At 59.6% G+C, this 23935-nt stretch carries 22 protein-coding genes; 8 read left to right on the forward strand and 14 right to left on the reverse strand.

Going from position 1 to position 23935, the window contains the following annotated elements:
- Positions 1–16 precede the first annotated feature (16 nt).
- The 3 genes from JF535_RS03645 to JF535_RS03655 form a co-directional block, all read right to left on the reverse strand.
- Positions 17–883 carry a GNAT family N-acetyltransferase gene (locus JF535_RS03645; RefSeq protein WP_206999208.1) on the reverse strand — a complete coding sequence of 289 codons (867 nt, stop codon included), beginning with the start codon at positions 881–883 and terminating at the stop codon, positions 17–19.
- 63 nt (positions 884–946) lie between these two features.
- Positions 947–1765, reverse strand: a complete 819-nt coding sequence (gene cysE, locus JF535_RS03650; RefSeq protein ID WP_206999210.1) for a serine O-acetyltransferase — start codon at positions 1763–1765, stop codon at positions 947–949.
- Positions 1766–1805: 40 nt separating this feature from the next.
- Entirely contained in the window at positions 1806–2792 is a 987-nt protein-coding gene (locus tag JF535_RS03655) for a serine/threonine protein kinase (RefSeq protein ID WP_206999218.1), read from the reverse strand.
- Positions 2793–2891: 99 nt separating this feature from the next.
- Between JF535_RS03655 and JF535_RS03660 the strand changes: the two genes are divergently transcribed.
- A complete protein-coding gene (locus tag JF535_RS03660) occupies positions 2892–3212 on the forward strand; it encodes an antibiotic biosynthesis monooxygenase (RefSeq protein WP_206999220.1) in 321 nt (106 codons plus the stop codon).
- 102 nt (positions 3213–3314) lie between these two features.
- Here the strand turns inward: JF535_RS03660 and JF535_RS03665 are convergent, their stop codons facing one another.
- Together JF535_RS03665 and JF535_RS03670 are read right to left on the reverse strand one after the other, a co-directional pair.
- A complete protein-coding gene (locus JF535_RS03665) occupies positions 3315–5297 on the reverse strand; it encodes a S8 family serine peptidase (protein ID WP_206999222.1) in 1983 nt (660 codons plus the stop codon).
- A 250-nt stretch (positions 5298–5547) separates the two neighbouring features.
- Complete coding sequence (locus JF535_RS03670) at positions 5548–5703, reverse strand: hypothetical protein (protein ID WP_206999224.1); 156 nt, start codon at positions 5701–5703, stop codon at positions 5548–5550.
- 90 nt (positions 5704–5793) lie between these two features.
- Between JF535_RS03670 and JF535_RS16855 the strand changes: the two genes are divergently transcribed.
- Positions 5794–5919 carry a hypothetical protein gene (locus JF535_RS16855; protein ID WP_277987199.1) on the forward strand — a complete coding sequence of 42 codons (126 nt, stop codon included), beginning with the start codon at positions 5794–5796 and terminating at the stop codon, positions 5917–5919.
- Between the two features lie 26 nt (positions 5920–5945).
- On the opposite strand, the gene JF535_RS03675 is transcribed toward JF535_RS16855, so the two are convergent.
- Entirely contained in the window at positions 5946–6284 is a 339-nt protein-coding gene (locus JF535_RS03675; RefSeq protein WP_206999226.1) for a DUF4242 domain-containing protein, read from the reverse strand.
- 242 nt (positions 6285–6526) lie between these two features.
- On the opposite strand from JF535_RS03675, the gene JF535_RS03680 reads away from it, so the two are divergent.
- Complete coding sequence (locus JF535_RS03680) at positions 6527–8374, forward strand: winged helix-turn-helix domain-containing tetratricopeptide repeat protein (RefSeq protein ID WP_206999228.1); 1848 nt, start codon at positions 6527–6529, stop codon at positions 8372–8374.
- Positions 8375–8403: 29 nt separating this feature from the next.
- Here the strand turns inward: JF535_RS03680 and JF535_RS03685 are convergent, their stop codons facing one another.
- Both JF535_RS03685 and JF535_RS03690 read right to left on the reverse strand, forming a co-directional pair.
- On the reverse strand, positions 8404–9549 hold the full coding sequence (locus JF535_RS03685; protein ID WP_206999230.1) for a beta-ketoacyl-ACP synthase III: 1146 nt from the start codon (positions 9547–9549) through the stop codon (positions 8404–8406).
- 197 nt (positions 9550–9746) lie between these two features.
- A complete protein-coding gene (locus tag JF535_RS03690; RefSeq protein WP_206999236.1) occupies positions 9747–10469 on the reverse strand; it encodes a ComF family protein in 723 nt (240 codons plus the stop codon).
- A gap of 179 nt (positions 10470–10648) precedes the next feature.
- Between JF535_RS03690 and bioB the strand changes: the two genes are divergently transcribed.
- The 3 genes from bioB to bioC are packed head-to-tail and all read left to right on the forward strand — an operon-like array spanning position 10649 to position 14459.
- Positions 10649–11716 (forward strand): biotin synthase BioB, encoded by a 1068-nt coding sequence (gene bioB / locus JF535_RS03695; RefSeq protein ID WP_207000194.1) that lies wholly within the window; start codon positions 10649–10651, stop codon positions 11714–11716.
- 14 nt (positions 11717–11730) lie between these two features.
- A complete protein-coding gene (bioF, locus tag JF535_RS03700; RefSeq protein ID WP_206999239.1) occupies positions 11731–12924 on the forward strand; it encodes an 8-amino-7-oxononanoate synthase in 1194 nt (397 codons plus the stop codon).
- A complete protein-coding gene (gene bioC / locus JF535_RS03705) occupies positions 12921–14459 on the forward strand; it encodes a malonyl-ACP O-methyltransferase BioC (RefSeq protein ID WP_206999241.1) in 1539 nt (512 codons plus the stop codon). Before bioF ends, bioC begins: the two co-directional genes overlap by 4 nt.
- A gap of 126 nt (positions 14460–14585) precedes the next feature.
- Here the strand turns inward: bioC and JF535_RS03710 are convergent, their stop codons facing one another.
- The 6 genes from JF535_RS03710 to JF535_RS16860 all read right to left on the reverse strand — a co-directional run bounded on the left by JF535_RS03710 (position 14586) and on the right by JF535_RS16860 (position 22247).
- Positions 14586–15272 (reverse strand): DUF6515 family protein, encoded by a 687-nt coding sequence (locus JF535_RS03710; protein ID WP_206999242.1) that lies wholly within the window; start codon positions 15270–15272, stop codon positions 14586–14588.
- A gap of 160 nt (positions 15273–15432) precedes the next feature.
- Complete coding sequence (speB, locus tag JF535_RS03715; RefSeq protein WP_206999244.1) at positions 15433–16305, reverse strand: agmatinase; 873 nt, start codon at positions 16303–16305, stop codon at positions 15433–15435.
- A gap of 369 nt (positions 16306–16674) precedes the next feature.
- Positions 16675–17868: a carboxynorspermidine decarboxylase gene (nspC, locus tag JF535_RS03720; RefSeq protein ID WP_206999247.1), complete on the reverse strand. Its 1194-nt coding sequence runs from the start codon at positions 17866–17868 to the stop codon at positions 16675–16677.
- A 64-nt stretch (positions 17869–17932) separates the two neighbouring features.
- Positions 17933–19126: a saccharopine dehydrogenase family protein gene (locus JF535_RS03725; RefSeq protein ID WP_206999249.1), complete on the reverse strand. Its 1194-nt coding sequence runs from the start codon at positions 19124–19126 to the stop codon at positions 17933–17935.
- Between the two features lie 40 nt (positions 19127–19166).
- Complete coding sequence (gene speA, locus JF535_RS03730; RefSeq protein WP_206999251.1) at positions 19167–21089, reverse strand: biosynthetic arginine decarboxylase; 1923 nt, start codon at positions 21087–21089, stop codon at positions 19167–19169.
- 342 nt (positions 21090–21431) lie between these two features.
- Complete coding sequence (locus JF535_RS16860) at positions 21432–22247, reverse strand: DUF6515 family protein (RefSeq protein WP_207000269.1); 816 nt, start codon at positions 22245–22247, stop codon at positions 21432–21434.
- A gap of 240 nt (positions 22248–22487) precedes the next feature.
- Between JF535_RS16860 and panC the strand changes: the two genes are divergently transcribed.
- A complete protein-coding gene (panC, locus tag JF535_RS03740; RefSeq protein WP_206999254.1) occupies positions 22488–23336 on the forward strand; it encodes a pantoate--beta-alanine ligase in 849 nt (282 codons plus the stop codon).
- Between the two features lie 12 nt (positions 23337–23348).
- Positions 23349–23738, forward strand: coding sequence for an aspartate 1-decarboxylase (gene panD, locus JF535_RS03745; RefSeq protein WP_206999256.1), 390 nt, complete (start codon positions 23349–23351; stop codon positions 23736–23738).
- The last annotated feature ends 197 nt before the right edge of the window (positions 23739–23935 follow it).

Genomic DNA, 23935 nt, shown 5'->3' on the forward strand with positions numbered 1-23935 from the left:
GTGCTCTCAGGCGCTATCAGGCACTCTGTCGGTCGTCGTCGCCCGGTTCATCACTCGGGTGGTCTTCCTTGACCAGATGCGCGCTGCCGCGCTCCGGGGTGAATTCGTAGTGGGCGACTTCCCCCACGGCGTAGAAGCCGGCATTGAGCCAGATATCCTGCTGATCCTCGCCCACCAGGGCCACGGTATGTTTGTGGTGGCTGTGGAGGACCTCCCCGATCAGGTGCAGCAACAGTGCTTTGCCAATGCCCCGGCCGCGGTAGTCGGGCAGGGTGGCGAGGTCGTAGAAGCCGAGGGAGTCGGCGGAGGAAAACAGTGTGCCGGTGGCGACCGGCGTGCCCTGGTATTCGCCGAGAAACAGCTTGAGGCGGCTGTGTTTGTGCTCAGGTAGCTCGGCGAGCTGTCGGTAAAATTTTTTGATCTGTGCGCTTTCCCGCGGGCAGTCTTGCATGTTCGCCACGAGGTCGCCAAACGCACTAATCTCCTCGGCGGTGGTTGCCGGCTTGATGACCAGCCCTTCCACACTACTGCCTTCTACCGCCAGCTGTTTTACTTCCGCCGCCACCGCAATCTGTGGTGGCATCCGCTTCAGGTGAAGCGCCGCCATCTCGGTATCGTCCAACGGCTTGCTGGCGCAGTGCCACAGGGAAAATGGGCTGTGACGTTCGGCGAAGTAGTCGACCACGAAGCGCTGCAGGATGCGCGGTTGCATGACGGCGTTGCTGACCACCTGGTTGAAACGGGAGGACAGCAGGCCGCTGTCGGTGCGCAACAGGCCGGTGATCTCCTTGCTCTGTTTGGGGTTGAGCAGATCCGCGCAGTACCCGGCTTTGTTTTCCAGGTTGCGGCATACGAGGTTTTTGGCGCTGAGACTGTATTTCATGGTTACAGAATAGTCGTGCGGTTAAGTGCCCGTATCGATTGTTCGCAACCAGTGACAGCAGAATCAGCGCAATTGATCCACTTTGGAGATGGCGCACTGATCCATGGAGATGGCGGGCTGTTCGCAGCTGGCGGTGCCAATCACTTTGGCGGGCACGCCGGCCACCAGGGATTTTTCCGGCACGGCTTTCAGTACCACGCTGCCCGACGCGATCTGTGAGCAGCGGCCGATTTCGATATTGCCGAGGATCTTGCTGCCGGCGCCGATCAGCACGCCGCAGCGCACTTTCGGGTGGCGGTCGCCGGATTCCTTGCCGGTGCCACCGAGGGTAACCGACTGCATGATGGACACATTGTCTTCCACCACTGCGGTCTCACCGATCACGATACCGGTGGCGTGATCCAGCAGAATGCCCTGGCCCAGTTGTGCCGCGGGATGAATGTCCACGCCGAATACCACCGAGATGCGGTGCTGCACAAACAGGGACAGGGAACGGCGGTTTTGCTGCCACAGCCAGTGCCCCACCCGCCAGGCCTGCAGGGCGTGGTAGCCCTTGAAGAACAGGAAGGGTTCATACAGCGACTGGCAGGCGCTGTCGCGCTGTTCGATGGCCGCCAGGTCCGCGCGCGCGGCACAGCCGATACCCGGGTCGGAAGCCAGCGCTTCGTCGATCACTTCGCGGATCAGTAGCGCTGGTGCCACCGCACTGTCGAGTTTGTTGGCGAGGTGGAAGCTCAGTGCCGCTTCCAAGGAGTCGTGGTTGAGAATCGTGGCGTGCAGGAAGCTCGCGAGAATGGGCTCCCGCTCCACCTGTGCCGCCACATCCCGGCGGATGCTCTCCCAGATCAAGTCCCGAGTCACTTCCGCCTGTGCGGTTTCCATTGGATATTGCTCCTTGTTGCTCTCTACCCGGTAGCGCACTTTATACCGCGCCAAGCGTTAGCGGCGGTTCCTGCAGGGCAAACAGCTGTTCTCTCAATGCCAGAATATGTTCCGCCCAATAGCGTGGCGAATTGAACCAGGGAAAGGCCCTGGGGAAAGCCGGGTCTTCCCAGCGCCGCGCCAGCCAGGCGGCGTGGTGCATCTGTCGCAGGCAGCGCAGCGGTTCTACCAGTTGTAATTGTGCCGGTTCGAAAGGGTAGAAGGTTTCGTAACCCTCTACCACGGTATCCAGATAGGCGGTCGCCTCGGCGCGGTCACCGGAAATCAGCATCCAGATATCCTGGATGGCCGGGCCCTGCAGGCAGTCGTCCAGGTCCACAAACCAGGGGGTTTCACCGCGCCACAGGAAGTTGCCGCTGTGGCAGTCGCCGTGCAGCCGCAGGGTGTTCCAGGGCCGGTCAAATATTGGGGCAATCTGCTCGATGATGTGCGCCGTGGTGGTGGCGTAGGCCTCCACGTTTTCCCGCGGTAAAAAGTCACCGTTCAGAATAAATTCGCGGGCGTCGATGGCAAAGTGCTGCAGGCTCAGTGAATTACGGTATTCGAACGGGCGTGAGGCGCCGATGGCGTGAATGCGCCCGAGCATGGTGCCCACCTGCTCCAGATGCTCGAAATTATCCAGCTCAATCTGGTGGCCGCCGCGGCGGGGAAACAGCGCGAAGCGGAAACCGTGGGCCTCGTGCAGGGTCTGGCCGTTGTGTGTGAGCGGCGCCACAACTGGGATTTCTGCGTCTTCCAGCTCCAGGGCAAACTGGTGCTCCTCAATAATCTGCGCGTCGCTCCAGCGCCCGGGGCGATAGAACTTCGCGATCAGCGGCTGCGCCTCGTCGATACCCACCTGGTAGACGCGGTTCTCGTAACTGTTGAGGGGAAAAATACGCGCGTCCGAGAGCAGGCCAACGCTCTCCACGCAATCGATGACCCGGTCCGGGGTGAGCGCGTCATAGGGATGTGACGATTCAGTCATGGCGGCGCTCCAGTGAGCCAGATAGGCTCAGGTAAATAGGGGGCGCTATGCTAACGCGGTTGGGCGGTAGCACCAACCACCGACGATTCAGGAGGATCTGTGAAATACATCTTTGAAGTCACCATCAAACCCGGCCACACCGCCGAACAGTACGCCGACGCCTGGGTGCGTGCCTCCGAACTAATCCAGCAGGCCCCCGGTGCGCTGGGCACCGAGCTGCACCGCAAAATCGGCGAGCCGGACAAGCTCATCGCCATTGCGCATTGGGATTCCAAAGAACAGCGCGATCGGATGCAGGAAAAGCATAACCCGGAGATCGACCGCATTATTCGCAGTGCGGCGCCTTTTGTGGAGATTCGTGTGCTTGGCTGTTACGACGAGCCGGAGTGGGTGGTAACACCGACGAACAGAACGGAGTAATCGGCAACCTGGTTGTACCGGGCAGAAAAAAGGGCGCCCTGAAAACAGGGCGCCCATGTTGGTTGCGCATTGCGGTGAATTCGCGCGGTGCATTAGCGCACTTTAATTGCTGTACCAGTAGGCATCCAGGTTGACTCCGTCAGCGCCACGACGAGAGGCCTTGAGGCCAATATGCCAAGTGCCAGCAGCGGGGTTGCTGATGGTGCAGCTCTCATTATTGCCACCGCCAGTGTCACGGCAATCGTACAGGTTGTTGGTGGGGTTGGCGCCAAGGCGTAGGTACAGGTCCAGGTTGCCGCTGCCACCAGAGGTGGATACTTCGAGGCTGGTCGCGCCGGCTGGCACATCAATGGTGTAGTACTCCCACGCACGTCCAGCAACGCTTATATTGCTCTCGCTAAAGCCATCGCTACTTGGGCCACCGCTGCCATCGCTAACGGTGACCGACTGGGTGCTGCTATCGGTCGCGCCATCGTCGTCGTTCACGGTCAGGGTGACAGAGTAGGTGCCGGCGGCACCGTAGCTGTAGCTCGGATTGGCGTCGGTTGAGGCACCGCCATCACCGAAGTCCCAGCTGTGGCTGACAACACTGCCATCGCTATCGCTACTGGCATCAGTGAAGGTCACGAATAGGTCGGAAGCGCTAAACGTAAAGCTCGCATTCGGTGCCTGATTGGTGGGGGTGCCACCGCCGCCGACCGCATCGATCGCCGCGCTCGCGTCGATAATACCCGCACCACATCCGCCGGAGCAGGCGCCGGGCAGCGCACGCGCGGTCGACTTGAGAGTGCTCTCAACCTGAGCCGGGGTAACGCCTCCATTGGCTGCGTACATCAGCGCGGCGACGCCGGATACGTGTGGCGCCGCCATGGAGGTGCCCTGGTAGTACACATAGGACTCGGCGCCCGGACCAGTAGTGCCGTCGTTCAGGGTGGAGGCGACACCGTGGGTTCCGTCGTAAGCGACATCGCCACCTGGCGCGCTCACATCGACGGTTGTACCAAAGTTGGAGTAGTAGGCGCGGGCGCCGAAGCGCTCGGTAGCAGCAACAGAAATCACGTTGTCACAGCTGGCTGGGCGATAACCGGAAGCGTCGGCGTCGCTGTTGCCCGCACTGACAACAACTGTTGAGCCATTGGCAACCGCCGTATCAATCGCACTTTGATAAGTGGAGTCACAGGCGCCGCTACCTCCAAGGCTCATGTTAATGACTTGTGCCGGATTTGCGTTCACCGGCACACCGGAAACGTTGCCACCGGAAGCCCACACGATTCCGTCGGCAATATCGGATAGGTAACCACCACATTTGCCCAGTACCCGCACCGGGACTACCTTCGCATCAAAGGCTACGCCGGCAACACCTTTGTTGTTGCCGGTAACCGCCGCCACGGTGCCGGCTACATGGGTACCGTGCCAGCTGCTGCTCTGGTCTTGCGGTGGGTTAAAAATACCGCACTCGTTGCGTGACACCGCATCGCCGGGGTCAGAGGGATCCGCGTCGCGGCCGTCGCCATCGTTCGATACAAAGGTGTCATCGATAAAATCGTAGCCGGGCAGAATATTGGCATCGAGATCGGAGTGGTACACGTATCCGGTATCGAGCACCGCAACGGTCACGCCCGCGCCGGTTTGCTTATCCCACGCTGCCGGCAGGTTAATGCCGCCGGTGGCTTCAAAGTAGTGCCACTGGACGTTGTAGTAGGTGTCGTTCGGCGTGTACTGCGGCACCATAAATGCATCTTCCTCGACGGAAAGAATATTTGGATCGGCTTCCAGTGTGGCCTGCAGCTTCTTTAGTTGGCCCGGTGCCATGCGCTTTTCCAGTCGGAATACCTGGCGATCCGCGAGCGCCATCTTGCGCAGATGCCCCATCTTCACGCCGCCGCGATTAGACAAGATGCTTGCCTGTGACTGCCAGTCGCGCGTTTGGGTGTCTTTGTAGCGCACGATGAGGCGCTGCGGGACATTGGAAAAATCTGCATCGGCAGAGGCCTGCGCAACAGCCTGTGAGTGATTGCCCAGTAGCCCGAGCGTGGTGATTGCCGAAAGCGCGAAAAAAGAGTACCCCTTTAGAATGGATTTCATTCTTATTTTTCTCCCGGTAAAAGGATCTATGTTTGGGTGGTGTGCTGGGTTGCAGCGAACTGCTGTTGGCAGGGCTACTACGCAGCAATAATTTGCGCCGGTACGAGTAGCCGATAAGGCCGCGCGCGATGGAAAGCCGCAAGTTCGACATTGGTTAAATGCCGATGGATCACTGTAAGCGATATCTCAGTCGGAAATGCCAGACCTTGATCACATCAATTGCATGATTTTTGCGCCAAATAATGTAATCTCATCGAACTTTGCTGATCACATAGCGGTTCTTGATCCCCGACGCCTTCTCGATAAATTCCGCGGAAGAATAGGGCTTCGCCTGCTTCTCGCCGGACTCAATGGGATTGGCGTTGTCGCGGTTGAACTTCTCGGCAAATGTATTGAGCGCCAGCACCAGCTCTTCGTTACTAATGGCGTCCGGTGGTGATCACATCGTCCACCAACCCGAATCGCCCGCTGGGAATCGAAGGCACATCGGGATGCGATGGAAAACAATCACAGCCCGGAGATTGAAAAGATCATCAAGAGAGCTGCGCCGTTTGTGGAAATTCGCAGCCTGGGGGGATATGAGGAGCCGGAGTGGGTGGTGCGGCCCTCCGCAGTGGAGTGAGTGCTCCGGAGGACCTCATAAGCGAATCAGTCCGCTGCGGTCTGGGGGCCAATGACACCACTGACTGCCACGATCTTGTCGGCCGGAAAACCACCCAGCTTGGCGTGCTTGGCGATGATTTCCTTGTTGGGAGCCTGGTAGACGCAATAGAACTTGTCTTCGGCCACATAGCTTTGCTGCCACACAATTTCCGGGCCGAGTGACTCCAGTATTGCCCGTGACTTCTGCGAGATGGATTTTAGTTCCGCGGGCGTCAGATTTTGGGCACCGGGTATGGTGCGCTCGATAATGTACTGTTGGCCGTCGGCAGCGAATACTGCAGTACTGGTCAGCATCAGAATAAAAGCGATCAATGAATTACGCATGGTGGGGATCTCCTGGGTCTGCGCACTGCTGCGCGCACTGTGTTGTTACGGTGGATTCTTGGGTAAGCCTCGCGTTGCTGTGCAGGCTTGGGATCCATACAACCAGCCCCGCCTGCTGGTCACAATGAATTGGCGCCTGATCTTTACCTGAACTGGCAAATACCGTTAAATCAAAAGGTTAGCGGTACAGATGAACTGCGCTTTTGGCGTGGATAGCCAGCAGACCTGGTCCGGAGTGGCGTATGGCGACACTGTGTTTCGGAGAATTTGAGCTCGAGACGGAGCGCAATCGGTTGTTGCGCCGCGGCAGGGTGGTTGCTGTTCAGGAGCAGCCCCTGCGCCTGTTGTCATTGTTACTGGCAAGCCCGGGAAAAGTGGTAACCCGCGAGCAGGTCTGCACGCAGTTCTGGCCGGAAGACGCTACCGGCATTCTCGACGACAACCTGAATACCCTGGTGCGCAAGTTGCGCCAGGCGCTCAACGACTCCGCCCGCAGCCCGCGTTTTGTTGAAACCGTACCCCGGCAGGGGTATCGGTTTATTGCTCCAGTGATTCGCCAAGGCGACCCCGCTCAGCAGGGCGCACCAGTCAACCTGCAGAAATTCAGCGGGCGCCCTTGGCAATGGTTGGTGGCCGGGTGTGTCGCTGTGGTGGCACTGGGGGTTTTCTTGCAGCGATCAGGCGAGTTACTGAACCCGGACAGCGCGCAGCCCAGGCAATTTGAATCGGTGGCGGTGCTACCGTTTGTTAACACCAGTGAAGATAACGCGCGCGATTACTTCAGCGATGGGCTGGCCGATGACATCCTGAATCGCTTGTCGGGGTTTCCCGGTCTGCGCGTTGTTTCCCGAACCTCCTCATTTTCGATTCCGCAATCCGGGCTCGACGCCCGGGGTATTGGCGAACTTCTGGCGACGGATGCGCTGGTGGAAGGCAGTGTGCGCAGAGACGGAGAACAGTTGCGTATCAACGTGCGCCTCGTGGATACCAGCAGTGGCTATCAACTGTGGTCGCGCAGCTATCAGCGGCAACTGACGGATATATTTTCGGTGCAGGAAGATATCGCACTGGAGGTTGCCAGCGCACTGGCTGGAGAGTTGCAGAGTGATTTGAATAACTCCCAGCGCGTTGCTGATATTTTACCGGCGGCCTACGATCACTATCTTCGTGGCCGCTATGCCTGGCACAAGCGCACGGAAAAAGACCTGCACGGGGCGGTGGAAAGCTTTGAGCAGGCCATTGCGCTTGCGCCGGACTACGCGCCTGCGTGGGCCGGGCTAGCCGACGCGCTGGCGGTGCTGGGCTTTTACGATTACCTCCCCCCGGCCGAAGCCTTTACCCGTGCACGGGGTGCCGCCCGCCGCACCCTGCAGCTCGACCCCGTCAATGCTTCTGCAGAAGCCAATCTCGGTTATGTGGCACTGTATTACGATTGGGATTTGCAGGAAGCCGAAGCCCGCTTTCGGCAGGCCATCGCCTTCAATCCCGATACCTCCAAAGCGCATCAGTGGTATGCCAATCTCCTGGTGGCAGCCGGGCGGTTCGATGAGGCGGAGCGCGCAATGCGCCGGGCGACGGAACTGGACCCGCTTTCCCTGATCGCGAACGCCGCGCTGGGGTGGGTGCTCTACCACGCGGGCGCCTACCCGGCGGCGCTCGAGCAATTGGCGCTGGCGCAGGAGCTTAATCCCGATTTCGAATTGGTCTACCTGTGGCGCGGCTGGACGCTGGAAGCGATGGGTGATTTGCCGGGCGCAATCGCTTCATTGCGGGAGAATGTACGCCGCTCTGATGGTGGCGCCATTGGCATAGCGTCACTGGCGCGGGCAATGGCACTGAATGGTAATGAGGGCGAGGCGCGAGCATTGCTGCAAGATCTGGATGCGCAGGGCGCCTATCTGCCCGCCTACGAGATGGCGAAAGCCTATCTCGCGCTGGGTGAGTCGGCGGCCGCGCAGCAGTGGTTACAGCGAGCCGTGGTCCAGCGTTCCCATTCCATGGTGTTTTTGAACGTAGACCCGCAGTTGGCCGCGATACGCGGCAGCACTGAATTCAGGGAGCTGGCGGCGCGGGTGATACCGCACCGCTAGCGGTATTTCCAACGACTTCCCTAGCGTCGTCAGATCGCAACTTTCTCCAGTGCCAGGCTGCCGATGGAGTAGCCCGCGCCGAACGAACAGATCACGCCTTTGCTGCCCACCTGCAGGTCATCGCTGTTCAGGTTAAACGCGATCACCGAACCGGCGCAGCCGGTATTGGCATAACGGTCGAGCACAATCGGGGCGCGCTCCGCGGTGGCGTCGTCACCCATCAGTTTTTTGGCGATCAGCAGGTTCATGTTGATGTTCGCCTGGTGCAGCCACCAGCGGTCGACGGCATTGGGTTCAAAACCCAGCTCCTGCACCTGGCTTTCCAGATGAGCGGCCGCCATCGGGCACACTTCCTTGAACACCTTGCGACCGTTCTGGCGGAACAGCTTGCCCTCGCCAAACGGATCGACATCCGCGGCGCGGGAGGTGTAGCTGACGTTGGAACGGATATTGTTGGAAAACACGGTTTTTGCCTTGGTGCCGAGAATTTCCCAGGCCGTGCCTGCCTTGCAGGTGTCCTTGCGTTCCACCACCGTGGCCACGGCCACATCGCCAAAAATAAAGTGGCTGTCGCGGTCGGTGAAATCCACCTGCGGTGACGCCAGTTCCGGGTTGATCACCAACACCGCTTTGGCGGAACCGGAGCTGATGGCATCCACCGCCCGCTGCAGGGCAAAGGTGGCGGAGGAACAGGCCACTTCCATATCGAACGCAAAACCGTCGATACCCAGCTCGCCCTGAATCTCGATGGCAATGGCGGGGTAGGCGCGCTGCAGATAAGACGCCCCCACGATCACCGCGTCGATGTCTTCCGGCTTCTTGTTGGCTTTTTCCAGCGCCAGCTTGGCTGCCTTCAGGCCCATTTCTGCCTGCAGGCACAGTTCTTCGTCGGCGCGCTCCGGCAGGTAGGGGCGCATGCGCTCCGGGTCGAGAATGCCCTGTTTGCTGATCACATAGCGGTTCTTGATCCCCGACGCCTTCTCGATAAATTCCGCGGAAGAATAAGGCTTCGCCTGCATCTCGCCGGACTCAATGGCATCGGCGTTGTCGCGGTTAAACTTTTCGGCAAATGTATTGAGCGCCAGCACCAGCTCTTCGTTGCTGATGGCGTCCGGAGGCGTCCACAGGCCGGTGCCGCTGATCACAATGCCGCGGGGCATTTTGAATTCACTCATCTTCTCTATCCCATCATCCTGTGCTGTTCACCCGTGGGGCCGATGGCCGGTTCAGGCGGACTTCTTTTATAACGTTAGCAGCCGGTGGAATTTTGCGCAGCCGCTGAAAGGGGCGACTATTGTGGCGCCTAGGGTCACAGTGGTCTAGGAAGGTGCACGGGAGTACCGCTTGGTCATTGGGGGAATCTGGCTGAGTGCTAAGGGGTTCTGGCCAGAGCGAAACTGGTGACCTGCGCGGCGCCGGCTTGGAGCAACGATTGGGCGGCGGCCTCCTGCGTGGCACCGGTGGTGATCACATCGTCCACTAACCCGATATGCAGCCCCGCCACCCGCGGCTGGGCCTGGAAACTGTTGGCGAGGTTCTTGCGTCGCTGGGCGCGTTTGAGGGTTTGCTGGCTGTCGGTGGGAGCGACCTTGCGCAGGGCGCGGGCGTCCACCGGTATCTGCCAGTGGCTGCCAAGGGTGTCCGCGATCAGTTGTGCCTGGTTGTACCCGCGCTCGAACAGTTGCTTGCGCCAGTGCATGGGCACCGGCACCAGCAGGTCCGGGCGCTGGTCGCTGCCCTGGTGCGGCAGGAGTTCGGCGGCGGTGAGCTCCGCCAGGGTGCGGCCGGCGGCAAAGTCGCGTCGGTACTTGAAGCCCTGGATCAACTGCGCCACCGGGTAGGCGTACACCCAGCAGGCGTAGCTGCGGTTTTGCGGTGGTGCCTGTTGCAGGCAACGGGCGCAGGCGCGGTCGTGCGGGCTTGCCAGTGGCAGGGCGCAGTGCGGGCAGGCGTGGCCAAGTGGTGGCAGGTCGTGCCGGCAGGGGGTGCATATGCCGGCACAGGGCACCGGGCCGTCGCCGCACAGCAGGCAGCGCGCCAGATGCCGGTCGACCGCACTGCCCAACAACCGGCCCAGTGAACGCATCAGTGCCATCGCAATCCTCCCTGATTGCCGACTTGTAAACCGTACTCGGTTCTCTTGGTTGACAGCGAGGGGGCCGTGGCTACACTGGCTGCCTTTGATGGAAACCCGGTTGTTGAACCGATCCCGACGCTGAGACCAAGGTGTCCCGTCGCCCGAGGAGAATAATTCCTGTGACTGCCAACCCGCAAATGTCTTCCGATTCTTCCAGCTACGGCCAGGTGCGCCACGACTGGACCCGCCAGCAGGTGCTGGACCTGTTTGCGCTGCCGTTCAACGATCTGCTGTTTACCGCGCAGATGGTGCACCGCCAGCACTTCGATGCCAACCGGGTGCAGGTGAGCACCCTGTGTTCCATCAAGACCGGCGCCTGCCCGGAAGACTGCAGCTACTGCCCGCAGAGTGCCCGCTACGACACCGGGCTGGAGCGCGAGAAGCTGATGAAGGTGGAGGCGGTGCTGGAAGAAGCGCGCGCAGCCAAGGCCAGTGGTGCCACCCGTTTTTGCATGGGGGCTGCGTGGCGCTCGCCGAAGAAAAAAGACATGCCGTATGTCACCAGGATGGTGAAGGAAGTGAAGGCGCTGGGAATGGAGACCTGCATGACCCTGGGCATGCTCTCCGACGATCAGGCCAAGGACCTGGCGGATGCCGGCCTCGACTACTACAACCACAACCTCGACACTTCACCGGAATACTACGGCGATATCATCACCACCCGCACCTATGAGGATCGCCTGAACACCCTGGCGAATGTGCGCGCGGCGGGAATGAAAGTGTGTGCCGGCGGTATTATCGGCCTCGGTGAAGAGGAAAAGGATCGCGCGGGGCTGCTGATGCAGCTGGCGAACCTGCCGGACCATCCGGAGTCGGTGCCGATCAATATGCTGGTGAAGGTGGCGGGCACGCCGCTGGAGAACAACGACGACCTGGATCCGTTTGAATTTATCCGCTGCATCGCCGTGGCACGCATCATGATGCCGAAGTCCCATGTGCGCCTGTCCGCCGGTCGCGAATCCATGAATGACGAAATGCAGTCGCTGGCATTCCTCGCAGGTGCCAACTCGATCTTCTACGGGGAAAAACTGCTCACCACCGGCAACCCCGAGGCCAACAAGGATATGCAGCTGTTCGCGCGTCTCGGCATCCAGCCGGAGGAGTACCAGCAGTACGAAGACGAGACGGCGGTGGAAGCCGAGCTGCAGTCGCAGATCGCAGAGCAGCAGACCAATCCTTTCTTTTACGACGCCGCCAAGGCGTAAGTGCAGCGGTTGTTTTGTCCAGCCTGCAGGATTTTCTCAATACGCGCCTGGCGGAACGCCGGGCGCAGCGCTTGTATCGCAGCCACAAACTTCTCGACGCCGCACCGGGCCCGCTGGCCGAGGTGGACGGCCGTGCGCTGGTTACCTTCAGTAGTAACGACTACCTGGGCCTCGCCACGCACCCGCAAGTGATCGCGGCGCAGCAGCGCGGTGCCCAACTCGGTGCCGGTGCCACCGCCTCCCATCTGGTCAACGGCCACTTCGCGATCCATCAACAACTGCAACACATGATTGCCGCAATGACCGGGCGCGAAGCCGCGCTGTTATTTGGCAGCGGCTATATGGCCAATGTGGGCGTCATCAATGCACTGGTGGGCCGCGGTGATTTTGTGCTGCAGGACAAACTCAATCACGCCTCATTGATCGACGGTGGCCGCCTGTGCGGCGCCCAGTACCTGCGGTTTGCCCACAACGATCTGGACGCACTGGAAACCCAGCTCAAACGCGCCCGGGAAAAAAGCCAAGGCAACATCCTGCTGGCGGTGGATGGCGTTTACAGCATGGACGGGGATACCGCGCCGCTCGCGCAGATGGCGACGCTCTGCCAGCAATATGACGCCTGGTTAATGGTGGATGAGGCCCACGGATTCGGGGTAATGGGCAGCCTGGACTATCCCTCTGCCGGCAGCGCCGCAGCGGCGGGACTGGATCAGCACTCGGCACCGGTCGTGATGGGCACACTGGGTAAAGCGGCTGGCAATGGCGGCGCCTTTGTGGCCGGGTCACAGGCACTGATCGACTACCTCACCCAGTTTGCGCGCACGTATATTTACACCACCGGTATGCCCCCTGCGGTGGCTGCCGGTTGCCTGCGGGCACTGGAATTGATGCAGGTAGAACCGCTGCGCCAGACCCTGCAGGATCGTATCGATTACTTCCGCCAGCGCGCTGCCGCGCGGGCTTTGCCCCTGGAAAATTCCACCAGCGCAATACAGCCGCTGGTGCTGGGCTGCGAAAGCGCGGTGTTGCGTGTGGCGGAGCAGTTACAGCATGCCGGGTATCTTGTGGGGGCGATTCGTCCGCCCACGGTGCCCGCCGGCACCGCGCGCCTGCGGATTACCCTGTCTGCCGCGCATTCAGAGGCGCACATTGATGGCCTGATAGACGCCCTGGTCAATGCGCTCAACTCGTGCGAGGTAGCCCTGTGAACATCGCGCTGATTCACGGCTGGGGTAGCGATGCTCGTTGCTGGCAGCCATTGCTGCAGGCACTTGAGGACGTTGGTGGGCAGGTGATCAATATCGACCTGCCGGGCTTCGGTGCGCGCGCCGCAGAGCCCTGGCCGGAGACCGGCGACTTGCTGGCACAACTGGACGCGCAGCTACCGGATGACTGCCTGCTGTTGGGCTGGTCTCTGGGAGGCATGCTGGCCGCCCGACTGGCCGCCACCAGCGGCAAAGTGCGCGCGCTGGTGAGCATCGCCGCGAACGGCAGCTTCGTGAACCGAGATGACTGGCCGGGCATGGACGCGGACGTGTTTGCGGAATTTTGTCGTGCCCAGTGCGAGATGCCGGAAAAAAACCTGTCGCGTTTCGCGGGGCTGCAGGCGCGCGGCGACGGGCAAATGCGCGGCCTGCTGAAAACCCTCAAGAGCTCGCAGCCTGCGTCGATTCCGCAGAGCTGGTGCACAGCCCTGGCTTGCCTGGGTGAGCTGGATAATCGTGCCCTGCTGCAACAACTTCCGGTTCCGGCGCTGCACATACTGGGTAGTAAGGACGCACTGGTGCCCGCTGCTGCAGCGAAAAAAATGCACGCCCCCGGCGCGCAGGTAACGGTCATGGGCGACTGCGGTCACTGCCCGCACCTGAGCCAGCCCGAGGCGGTTGCCAGGCTGATCCGGTCGTTCGTGTCATCGCTGGATGCAGCAACCGCGCCGCTGGAAAAATCCTCCGTGGCGCGCGCCTTCGGTCGCGCCGCGCAGAGCTATGACGCCGCGGCACATTTGCAGCGCGCGGTCTGCCGTGGTCTGTTGGGCCGCGCCGCAGAAAACGGGGCGCCCAAGCGGATTCTCGATCTCGGCAGTGGCACCGGTTACGGCAGTGAACTGTTGCGCAAGCGTTTTCCCGAGGCGGAAATCATCGCCCTGGATATTGCGCCGCAGATGCTGGGCTATGCCCGTGAACAGCGCCCGGTGGCGGACGGTTATGTGGCCGCAGATGCGGAGCAATTGCCACTGGCGGATGGCTGTATTGACCTGGTGTTTTCCAGTTTTGCCCTGCAGTGGTGCTACCAGTTGCCGCAGTTGTTTGCAGAGATTCGCCGGGTGCTGGCACCGGCGGGTAACGCACTGATTTCCACCCTGTTGCCGGGCACCCTGCAAGAGCTGGAAACCAGCTGGAGAACCGTGGATGACGCCGTGCACGTTAACCGCTTCCTGCCGGAAGGGGACTGGCGCAGTGCCTGTGTCGGCAATCAACTGGAAGTGCGCGCCGCGGTTGAGCAGCGCGTGCTGCATTTCAATGACGTGCGCACGCTGATGCGCGAATTGAAGAGTATTGGTGCGCACAACGTGAACCACGGTGCGGGCAAGGGGCTGCTGAGTCGGGCGAAATTGCGCAAACTGACGGAAGCCTACGAACGGCAGCGCACCGATGCCGGACTGCCAGCGACCTATCAGGTGCTGTACCTCGAGCTCGCACGCCGTCGTGCGGTATCTGAACTGGATGCTGCGGCATCCGGCTGAATGAATCATTCCCCGTGCCGTTGCCCGATGGGCGGGTGCAAAAAAGCCCCCGGAGATTTCGCCCGCTGTCACGGGCCAGCCTCCGGGGGCCTCTAAAAATTCAGGCTTTAACGCTGAATGGTCGCGTCAGACCTGAACCACCACATACACTTCGCGGCCGTCGCGCTGGGTGGGCATGAAGTAGTGACCGCCGTAACGATAGTACTGGATGCCATTGATCACCTCGGCGGAATAGCCCACCGGCAACTCATCCACCACCTGCCCGGGGGAGTAGGCGGGCTGGGTAGAGCCTGCCACCGGCGCGCTGGCCACAACCGTTGCCGGCGGTGGAACCACTACGTAGCGGTTCATTTGCGGACGCCACTGATAATAGGCCGTGCCGTACTGGTAATAGGTCAGCCCGCCGATTTGCACGCGCACGGCGCTGCTGGGCAGAGTCAGTACGGCGGCGCCCAGTGGCGCGTCAACCACCACATAGCCGGTTGGCGCCGGGCGGTAGTAGTAGCCACCGTGGTAGTAGTAGGGCACCCCGGCCACGGCCATATTCACATAGCCCGCCGGCAGGATCGGAACGGTAAAGCCAATGCCGAAACGCGGCCCACGATAGCGGGGGCCCCAGTAGCCGTGACCGTGTCCCCAACCATGGCGGTATCCATGTCGATACCCGTGGCGATAACGGGGCGGCTTGGCTGGCAGGTGCCCGTGGTGATGCCCGCGGTGGCCCGGATGCGCATCTGCTGGCGCGGCGAAGGCGAATGAAAGGAGTGCGGCGAGTCCTGTGCCGAACAAGAGGGTTTTTACCGAGTGCTTCATGGATTCCCCCGCGAGCGAGTACTTACTGACTGTGCAAATAATAACCGGATTCGGGAGGCCATACTAGCGACGGCTGACCGCTTAACGTTAAGAATTGTCAGGTCACCGCAAGGGTTATCCACAGCCGCGTCTGGTGTGGATAACCGGGCGCCGCTCGGGTCTAGCGCTGGTTGCGCTGCACGATCCCCATCAGCTTGTACAGCAGCTGCGCGGCACCGAACTCGTAGGCGTGGAATCCGGCGATTGGCGCGAATTCGAGCAGGTCAAAACCGATGATCTCGCGCTGTTTGGCGACGGATTCAAACAGGTTCAGGGTCTGGTACCAGCCCAGACCACCGGGTACCGGGGTGCCGGTAGACGGGAAGACTGATGGGTCCATGCCGTCGATATCCAGGGTAAAGAAGACTTTGCTGGGAAAGTCCTCCGGCAGTTCGATGGACTGAACCTGGGTGGGCACCAACTGGTGCGCGTCCAGGTAGCGCACGTTGTACTGCTTGCGCGCTTCCATCTCTTCCTCGCAGTAGGCGCGAATGCCAAGCTGATACAGCGGGATACCCGCTTCGCAGACCAGGCGCATGACACTGGCGTGACTGTGCTTGTGGCCCTCGTAGCGGTCGCGCAGGTCGGCGTGGGCGTCGATCTGTACCACGCCGAAATCGGTGATTCCCGCATCCAGGTAGCCCTTGATAATGCCCCAGGTGACGGAGTGTTCACCGCCGATGCCGACGGGCATTTTGCCGTGCTTGAGAATGTCGGCGGTGGCGCTGGCGATATTGTCCATCACCTGCTCCGCTGGGCCGCTCACGTCCACGGCGTCGCGGGTATAAATGCCGAGCTCACAGGGTGTGGAGAAGTTATCGAAGGTTTCCAGCTGGTGGGACGCTTCGATAATGGCCGCCGGCCCCTTGCCGGTACCACCGCCGTAGGAGACGGTTTCTTCGTAGGGAATCGGCAGGATATGAAACAGGGCGTCTTCGGGCTTAGGTTGCTCGATTTCGGAGCCCAGGAAAATATTGGGGTCTTCTTGGTGCATGGGTTCTTTATAACCGTTTGTGGCGGCGGAGTGGCGGGGGCAGGTTTTCAGGACCGCTGTAAACCCATCCCTGGGCGCTGCGGCGCAAACATCCTGTTTGCGACGCTCCTGAAAACCTGCCCCCGCCACTCCACCTTCGCTTCAAGTTTTCAGCTTCGTAGTATTTGAGTACGCATCCCTCTCAAGTGGCTTACGAAGCAACATGGCTAGATATTAAGGTGAAGTGCCGGGTGAAAGGTTTCAAAAGCGTCGGCGACAGGGACGTCGCCGACGCAGCTTACAGGGACGTATTTACAGCGGTTTTGAAACCTTTCACCCGGTGCTTCATCGCCACCGCAACTGCTTCAGAGCTCCTGCGGTGGACTGGCGTCACGAGAGACGAGTTTTAAAGTCTTCGTATCCAAATTCTTTAATCATGCGCAACTCATCGGTATCCGAATTCCACAGGGCAATCGAAGGCAGTGGAATCCCGTTGAAGGTGTTGGTTTTGACCATGGTGTAGTAGGCCATTTCCTCAAACACAATCCGGTCCCCGATATGCAGTGGTTCGGCGAAACTGTATTCGCCAATTCGGTCGCCCGCCAGACAACTCTGCCCGCCCAGCTGGTAGCTGTGCGGCAGCTCTTCCGGCAGCGAGGCGCCGGTAATTTCCGGGCGGTAGGGCATTTCGATCACATCCGGCATATGGCAGGTGGCAGAGACGTCGAGGATCGCCTGGTTCTTGCCATTCCAGGTCAGGTCGATGACCTCGCCCACCAGCACGCCGCAAAACAGCGCAACCGCCTCGCCGGGTTCCAGATACACCTGCACATCGTGCTTCTCTGAAAATGCCTTTACCGCGCTGATCAGCTCTTCCACCTGGTAGTCGCAGCGGGTGATATGGTGGCCACCGCCGAAGTTGATCCACTGCATCTGCGCAATCAGGTCACCAAACTTCTCTTCCACCGCCTGAATCGTGCGCTCCAAGGGCTTGAAGTCCTGTTCGCACAGGGTGTGGAAGTGCAGGCCGCTGATACCGGTCAGGTCTTCTCCTTCAAACAGCGAGCGCACAATACCCAGCCGCGAACAGGGCGCGCAGGGATCGTAGATAGGTGTGTGGCCTTCCGAGTGTTCCGGATTGATGCGCAAGCCGAACTGTAATTCCGGGCGCTTTTGTTGCGCCTCGAGGCACAGGGATTTGTAGCGCTTCCACTGCGAGAACGAATTGAAAATCACATGGTGGGCGAAGCCGAGAATTTCTATCAGTTCCTGCTCTTTGTAGCCGGCGCTGAATACGTGTACCTCTTTGCCGAGGTCCCGGCCGCCGTACTCCTCGAAACCCAGCTTCGCCTCGTTGATACCACTGGCGCAGGTGCCGGACAGGTATTCGGCGACGATATGCCCCACGCTGAACATCGAAAAGGCCTTCAGCGCAGCCAGCACCTTGGCACCACTGCGTGCTTGTACGTCTGCCAGCACTTCAAGGTTGTCGCGCAACGCGATTTCATCCACCACGAAACAGGGCGTGGGAACGCGGCTCGGGTCGAATTCGCCGAAGTAGTCTTTGCGGGGCGTCAGGTCCATAGAGTGTCAGTCACTTCTTGCTCTTGCAAAAATCCCGGATCTGGCGATCCGGGATTGATGGGTTTTAAACGAACGGCTTGTCTAGCCAGGTCTCCTGCCAGGGCAGGCCGTATTTGTTCAGGTCTTCCATAAACGGATCCGGATCCAGCTGTTCCATGTTCCACACGCCGGGCTTCATCCACTTGCCTTCCATCATCATCTTGGCGCCGATCATCGCTGGCACGCCGGTGGTGTAGGAAATGGCCTGGGACTGAACCTCTTTGTACGCTTCCTGGTGGTCGCAGATGTTGTAGACGTAATAGATTTTCTCTTCGCCGCCTTTCACACCCTTGATGATGTTGCCGATACAGGTCTTGCCCTTGGTCAGTGGACCCAGGCTTGCGGGATCAGGCAGCAGCGCCTTCAGGAACTGGATCGGCACAATCTGCTGGCCCTGGAACTCGACCGGTTCAATGCTGGTCATGCCCACATTCTGCAGCACTTCCAGGTGCTTCAGATAGCTGGCACCGAAGGTCATCCAGAAACGCGCGCGCTCGATCTCCGGGAAGTGCTTGGACAGGGATTCCAGCTCCTCATGGTACAGAAGGTACAGGTCTTTTTCGCCGATACCTTCCGGGAATTCAAAGACTCGCTTCTCTTCCATGGGCTTGGTGGTAACCCATTTGCCATCTTCCCAGTAACGGCCATTCGCGGTGATTTCGCGGATGTTGATTTCCGGATTGAAGTTGGTGGCAAACGGCAGGCCGTGGTCGCCCGCATTGCAGTCGAGAATATCCAGCGTTTTGATGCGGTCGAAGTGGTGCTTCTTCGCATAGGCGGTAAACACACTGGTGACACCCGGATCAAAACCGCTGCCCAGCAGCGCCATCAGGCCTGCTTTTTCAAATTTGTCCTGGTAGGCCCACTGCCAGCTGTATTCGAACTTGGCCTCTTCCGGCGGCTCGTAGTTGGCGGTGTCCAGGTAGTGCACACCGGTCTCCAGGCATGCATCCATGATGTGCAGGTCCTGGTAGGGCAGGGCCACGTTGATGACCATGTCCGGCTTGACCTTCTCGATCAGCGCGACCATTTCCTTGACGTTATCGGCGTCTACTTCCGCGGTATTGATTTTACGCGGCAGCATATCGGCGATCTTGTCGCATTTGGATTTGGTGCGGCTGGCGAGAGTGATGTTCTCAAACACTTCCTCTACCTGCGCACACTTGTGTGCAACTACCTGGCCGACGCCACCGGCGCCGACAATCAGAACGTTGGCCATTTTTCTTCTCCCTGATTCTGATGTTGGGGGAACCAATAGATTATTTCTCGAAGTAGGTATATCCGCTCATGCTCGCCGTATAGGTGTGCAGGATATCCTTGCGCTGCTGCGCCGTAATGCGCTTTTCTTTTACCGCCTTTTCTGCGAGCTTGCGGAAGCGCTCGAACAGATCCTGCGGCGAATATTCCACATAGCTCAGTACATCGGCGATGCTATCGCCGTGGATTTCACGGCTGTAATCCACACTGCCGTCTTCTTCAATACGTACGCTCACCACATTGGTATCGCCAAACAGGTTGTGCAGGTCACCCAGCGTCTCCTGGTAAGCGCCCACCAGGAAGGTGCCGAGAATATACTCTTCGCCTTCCTTCAGCGGGTGCAGCGGCAATGTCTTGCGTACGTCCTGGCGATCGATAAAGCGGTCGATCTTGCCGTCACAGTCGCAGGTAATATCCGCGATGATCGCCGAACGGGTCGGCGCCTCGTCCAGGCGGTGTACCGGCACCAGCGGAAACAGCTGGTCAATCGCCCAGATGTCCGGCAGCGACTGGAACACGCTCACATTCGCGTAGTAAATGTCGGACAGTACTTCTGGCAGCGCCTGCAGGTCCACCGGGATCTGATCGACTTCGTCGAGCAGTTTGCGAATTCTCTGTGCACATTGCAAAAACAGGTTTTCTGCCAGCGCGCGATCCCGCAGGCTCACCTGGCCGTGCAGATAAAGCGCCCGGATCTCGTCGCGGTAGTAGAGCCCGTCGTTGTAACTCTCCTGCAGATTTTTCGCGGTAACGCTCTGCAGTGCATCCTGTAAATTCTTCAGCATCGGGTGTGCATCTTCGCCGATGCTGTCCTCTTCCAGCTCAATGGGTTCGAAGCTGGTGGTATCCAGGATGTTGAACAGCAGCACCGACGAATAGGCTACCGTGGCGCGGCCGGACTCGGTAATGATGACCGGGTGCTCTACGCCCTCGCTGTCCAAGGTGCCCATGATGGCTTCCACCACGTCCACACAGTACTCATCCAGCGAGTAGTTCTTGGAGTGGGTGTAATTGGTCTTGGAGCCATCGTAATCCACCGCCAGGCCGCCGCCGAGATCCAGGTAACCCATGGCGGCACCTTCTTCCACCAGATCCGCGTAGTAGCGGCAGGCTTCCAGTACCCCGGTACGGATATCGCGGATGTTCGGCACCTGCGAGCCCAGGTGGTAATGCAGCAGCTTCAGGCAGTGCAGCATGTTGTGGTCGCGCAGCTTGTCGACCATCGCGATCAGGTCATTACTGCCCAGGCCAAAAATGCTGCGGTCGCCACTGGTGGCGTTCCAGTAGCCGCCTACCTTGCTGGCCAGTTTCACCCGCACACCGATATTGGGCTCAACCTGTTCACGCTGGGCGCAGTGAATGATGGTGTCTACCTCGGAAGGGGTTTCCACCACAAAGAACACCTGCACACCGAGGCGCTGCGCCTGCAATCCCAGGTTGATGAACTCTTCATCCTTGTAGCCGTTGCACACGATCAGGGCATCGGTATTGTCGAGAATCGACAGCGCGGCAATCAGCTCGGCTTTACTGCCCGCCTCCAGTCCATGACCAAATTCGCGGCCGGCCCTGGCAATTTCCTCGATGACCTGACATTGCTGGTTCACCTTGATCGGAAACACACCGCGGAACACATTGCTGTAGCCGCTGCTTTCAATGGCGCTGCGAAACGAGTTGTTGATGCGCGCTATCTGCGCGTCGAGCAGGTTCTCGAAACGCACCAGCAAAGGCATGCCCAAGCCGCGTTCGGTGGCGCCGTGGGCAATATCCAGCAGGGATACGGCGTGCAAGTCACCGGCTTTGTTTTTGACTTCAACCGTGATCTCACCGGACTGATTCAAATTGAAATAGCCGGCACCCCAGTTGCGGATGCCGTAGAGCTCTGCGGAGTCGTCGCAGGTCCAGTTTTCGATCTTTTGTTGTTTCATGGCGCCTTTTTAGTTGAAGTGTCCTTGGGAGTTCAGAAAGTGTATCCCGGAAAGAGTTCCCGGGTGCGTCAGGGGCGCGAATCTTGGGGCCAGTGTGGGTTGAAAGCAATAACTATAGAAAAGAAATTTCGTCTTTTTTCAATGGTGTAAATTAAATTTTTATTCGGTTTTTCCTGTGCTGGCAGCAACACACCACGCTGGCGTTTTTTTCATTTCTAAAACGTTTGCGCGCGCACATAAAAAAGGCGACTCGAAGGAGTCGCCCGGGAAAATAACCGAATGTTAATTCGGTTGTTGGGGTGGGGTTTGTGTTTGAGCCTGGGAAGTGACCCTTGCCCGGCTTCAGAAGAAACCGGGGTTGGCGACCACCAGGTAGCCTCGGCGGCGGTGGTCCCAGCGATAGTAGGTGTCGTAGGCAACGTAGTAATGCAGGCCGTTGAAGCTGACGCTCATCGCCTCCCCGGGCAGGGTGCGAACGAATGCGCCGATCGGAGCCTCGGCGACCACATAACCGGCACCGTACGGGCGGTAGAAAATGCCGTCGCTGAAGTAGTAGCCCAGGCCGCCAAACGTCAGGCTGATGTAGGTGCTGGGCAGACGCGTCCAGCGATAGCCGTAGCCGTAGTGTGCCGGACGCCAGCGATGCTTGTGCGGGCGATGGTGCGGGCGGTGCGGCTTGTGATGACCGCCGTGATGGGGGCGGCTCGGCAAGTGCACCGGGCGGTGGGGTTTATGGTATCCGTGACCATGTCCGTGCCCATGCCCATGCCCATGCCCGTGTCCGTGCCCATGCCCATGTCCGTGCCCATGCCCGTGCTTCTTGTGGCGACGATTCTTGTCGTAACGGGAGTCGTAGCCCACGTATTTGAGATACCTGTGGTCCTCTCTGCGGGTGCGGTCGCTCCTTCCCTGGTGATTGTTGTTGCCCTGATGATTGTTGCGACGGTCCTCGCGGGCATGCTGGCGGTCCTGACGCCGGTTGAGCTCGTCCCGGCGTCTCTGTTCGATGTCGCGCACCTTGATGTGTTGGTCGCGGTTTTGCTGCACAAACTTGCGGCTGAGGTCGTTGCGGTGGTGGCGATCGTCCCTGTCTGCCAGTGCCGGGCCTGCGACTAGCAGCAGGCTCGCGGTAGTAATGGCTGTAATCAGTGTTTTCATGGTCGCTCTCCACAGCCGCTGAAGCGGCCTGTCGGTGCCCTGTATCTCAGGCTTTCGTTGAATCTGGGGGCCAGTTTGCCCTGCGTACACTGAATCCTTCCTGAACCGGTCTAAAAAGGTTGTGCGATGAGGCGAAAAACCGAAGCTGACCAATGTTTTCAGGCTGGGTCATGCTATTTGTTCCACCCGGCGTCGGAAGGTAATATGCCGCCCGTGTACACCTCTGGCGGAACCCCGGTAATGCAAGTCTTTCACCATGTGGCCAGCCTGCGCGATGCGTTGGCAGAGGCCCGCCGCGATGGCAAGACCATCGGTTTTGTGCCCACCATGGGCAACCTCCACGACGCGCACATTGAGCTGGTCAAGCTGGCCCAGCAGCAGTGTGACCTTGTGGTGGTGTCGATCTTCGTCAATCGCCTGCAGTTTGGCCTGAACGAAGACTGGGACACCTATCCCCGCACTATGCAGGAAGATATGGCCAAACTTCGCGCGGCCAACTGCGACTACCTGTTCCACCCGGAAGAGAGTGAGATCTACCCCAACGGCATGGACCAGCAGACCAAGGTGATCTGCCCGGCGATGACCGATGTGCTGTGTGGCGCAAGTCGCCCGGGGCATTTCGAGGGGGTGACCACCGTCGTTGCGAAGCTGTTCAATATCGTGCAGCCGGACCAGGCGGTATTCGGCATCAAGGACTTCCAGCAGCTGGCGGTGATTCGCCGCATGGTGGAAGACCTGTGCATGCCCGTGGAAATTGTGGCCGCACCGGTGCACCGGGAAGACGATGGCCTGGCGATGAGTTCGCGCAATGGCTATCTCACCGAGGAGGAGCGCCCGAAGGTGGCGATACTCAACCAGTCGCTGAACTGGGCGCGTGTGGAAATCGAAAACGGCCGGCGGGATTTTGCTGCGTTGGAAGAGGAAGCAAAGGCGCGGATCGAGCACGCGGGTTTCAAGGTGGATTACTTTTCCATCTGCAACAGCAAGGACCTGCAGCCGGCGGCGCACGATGATCGCGAAATCACGCTGCTGGGTGCCATGTACACCAGCGGCGCGCGTCTGATCGATAACGTTTCTTTGATTATGTAAGTGGAGACCGTTATGCAAATTGAGATGCTGAAAGGCAAGCTGCACATGGCCGCGGTGACTCAGGCAGAGCTGTGGTATGACGGTTCCTGTGCGATCGATGCGGATCTGGTGGAGCTCGCGGGGCTACGCGAGTTTGAGAAAATCGATATTTACAACGTCTCCAACGGTGAGCGTTTTCACACTTATGTAATTCTTGCGGAGCGGGGCTCCGGCATTATTTCCATGAATGGTGCGGCGGCGCGTCGGGTGCAGGTTGGCGACCGGATTATCATTGCGGCCTATGCGCAGATGTCTGAATCCGAAGCCGATTCCTTTAAGCCCAAGCTGGTTTATCTGGATGAAAAGAACCGGGTTGAGCGTAGTACCAATACCATTCCTGTGCAGATGGCTGAGACTGCCTAATCTCAACTTCTGTGGTTCCATTTATTGCTAGCCCGGTGGCGGCGGAGCGTCAGCTATTGGCTTTCAGGACCACTGTGAACCCATCCCTGGGCGTTGCGGCGGCGACGTCCTGTCGCCGACGCTCCTGAAAGCCAATAGCTGGCACTCCGCCTTAAATTTATAGTGTTTGACTTCGTTAGCCCTATCCGATCAGAGCG

It is taken from the genome of Microbulbifer salipaludis (assembly GCF_017303155.1).
GTDB lineage: Bacteria > Pseudomonadota > Gammaproteobacteria > Pseudomonadales > Cellvibrionaceae > Microbulbifer > Microbulbifer salipaludis.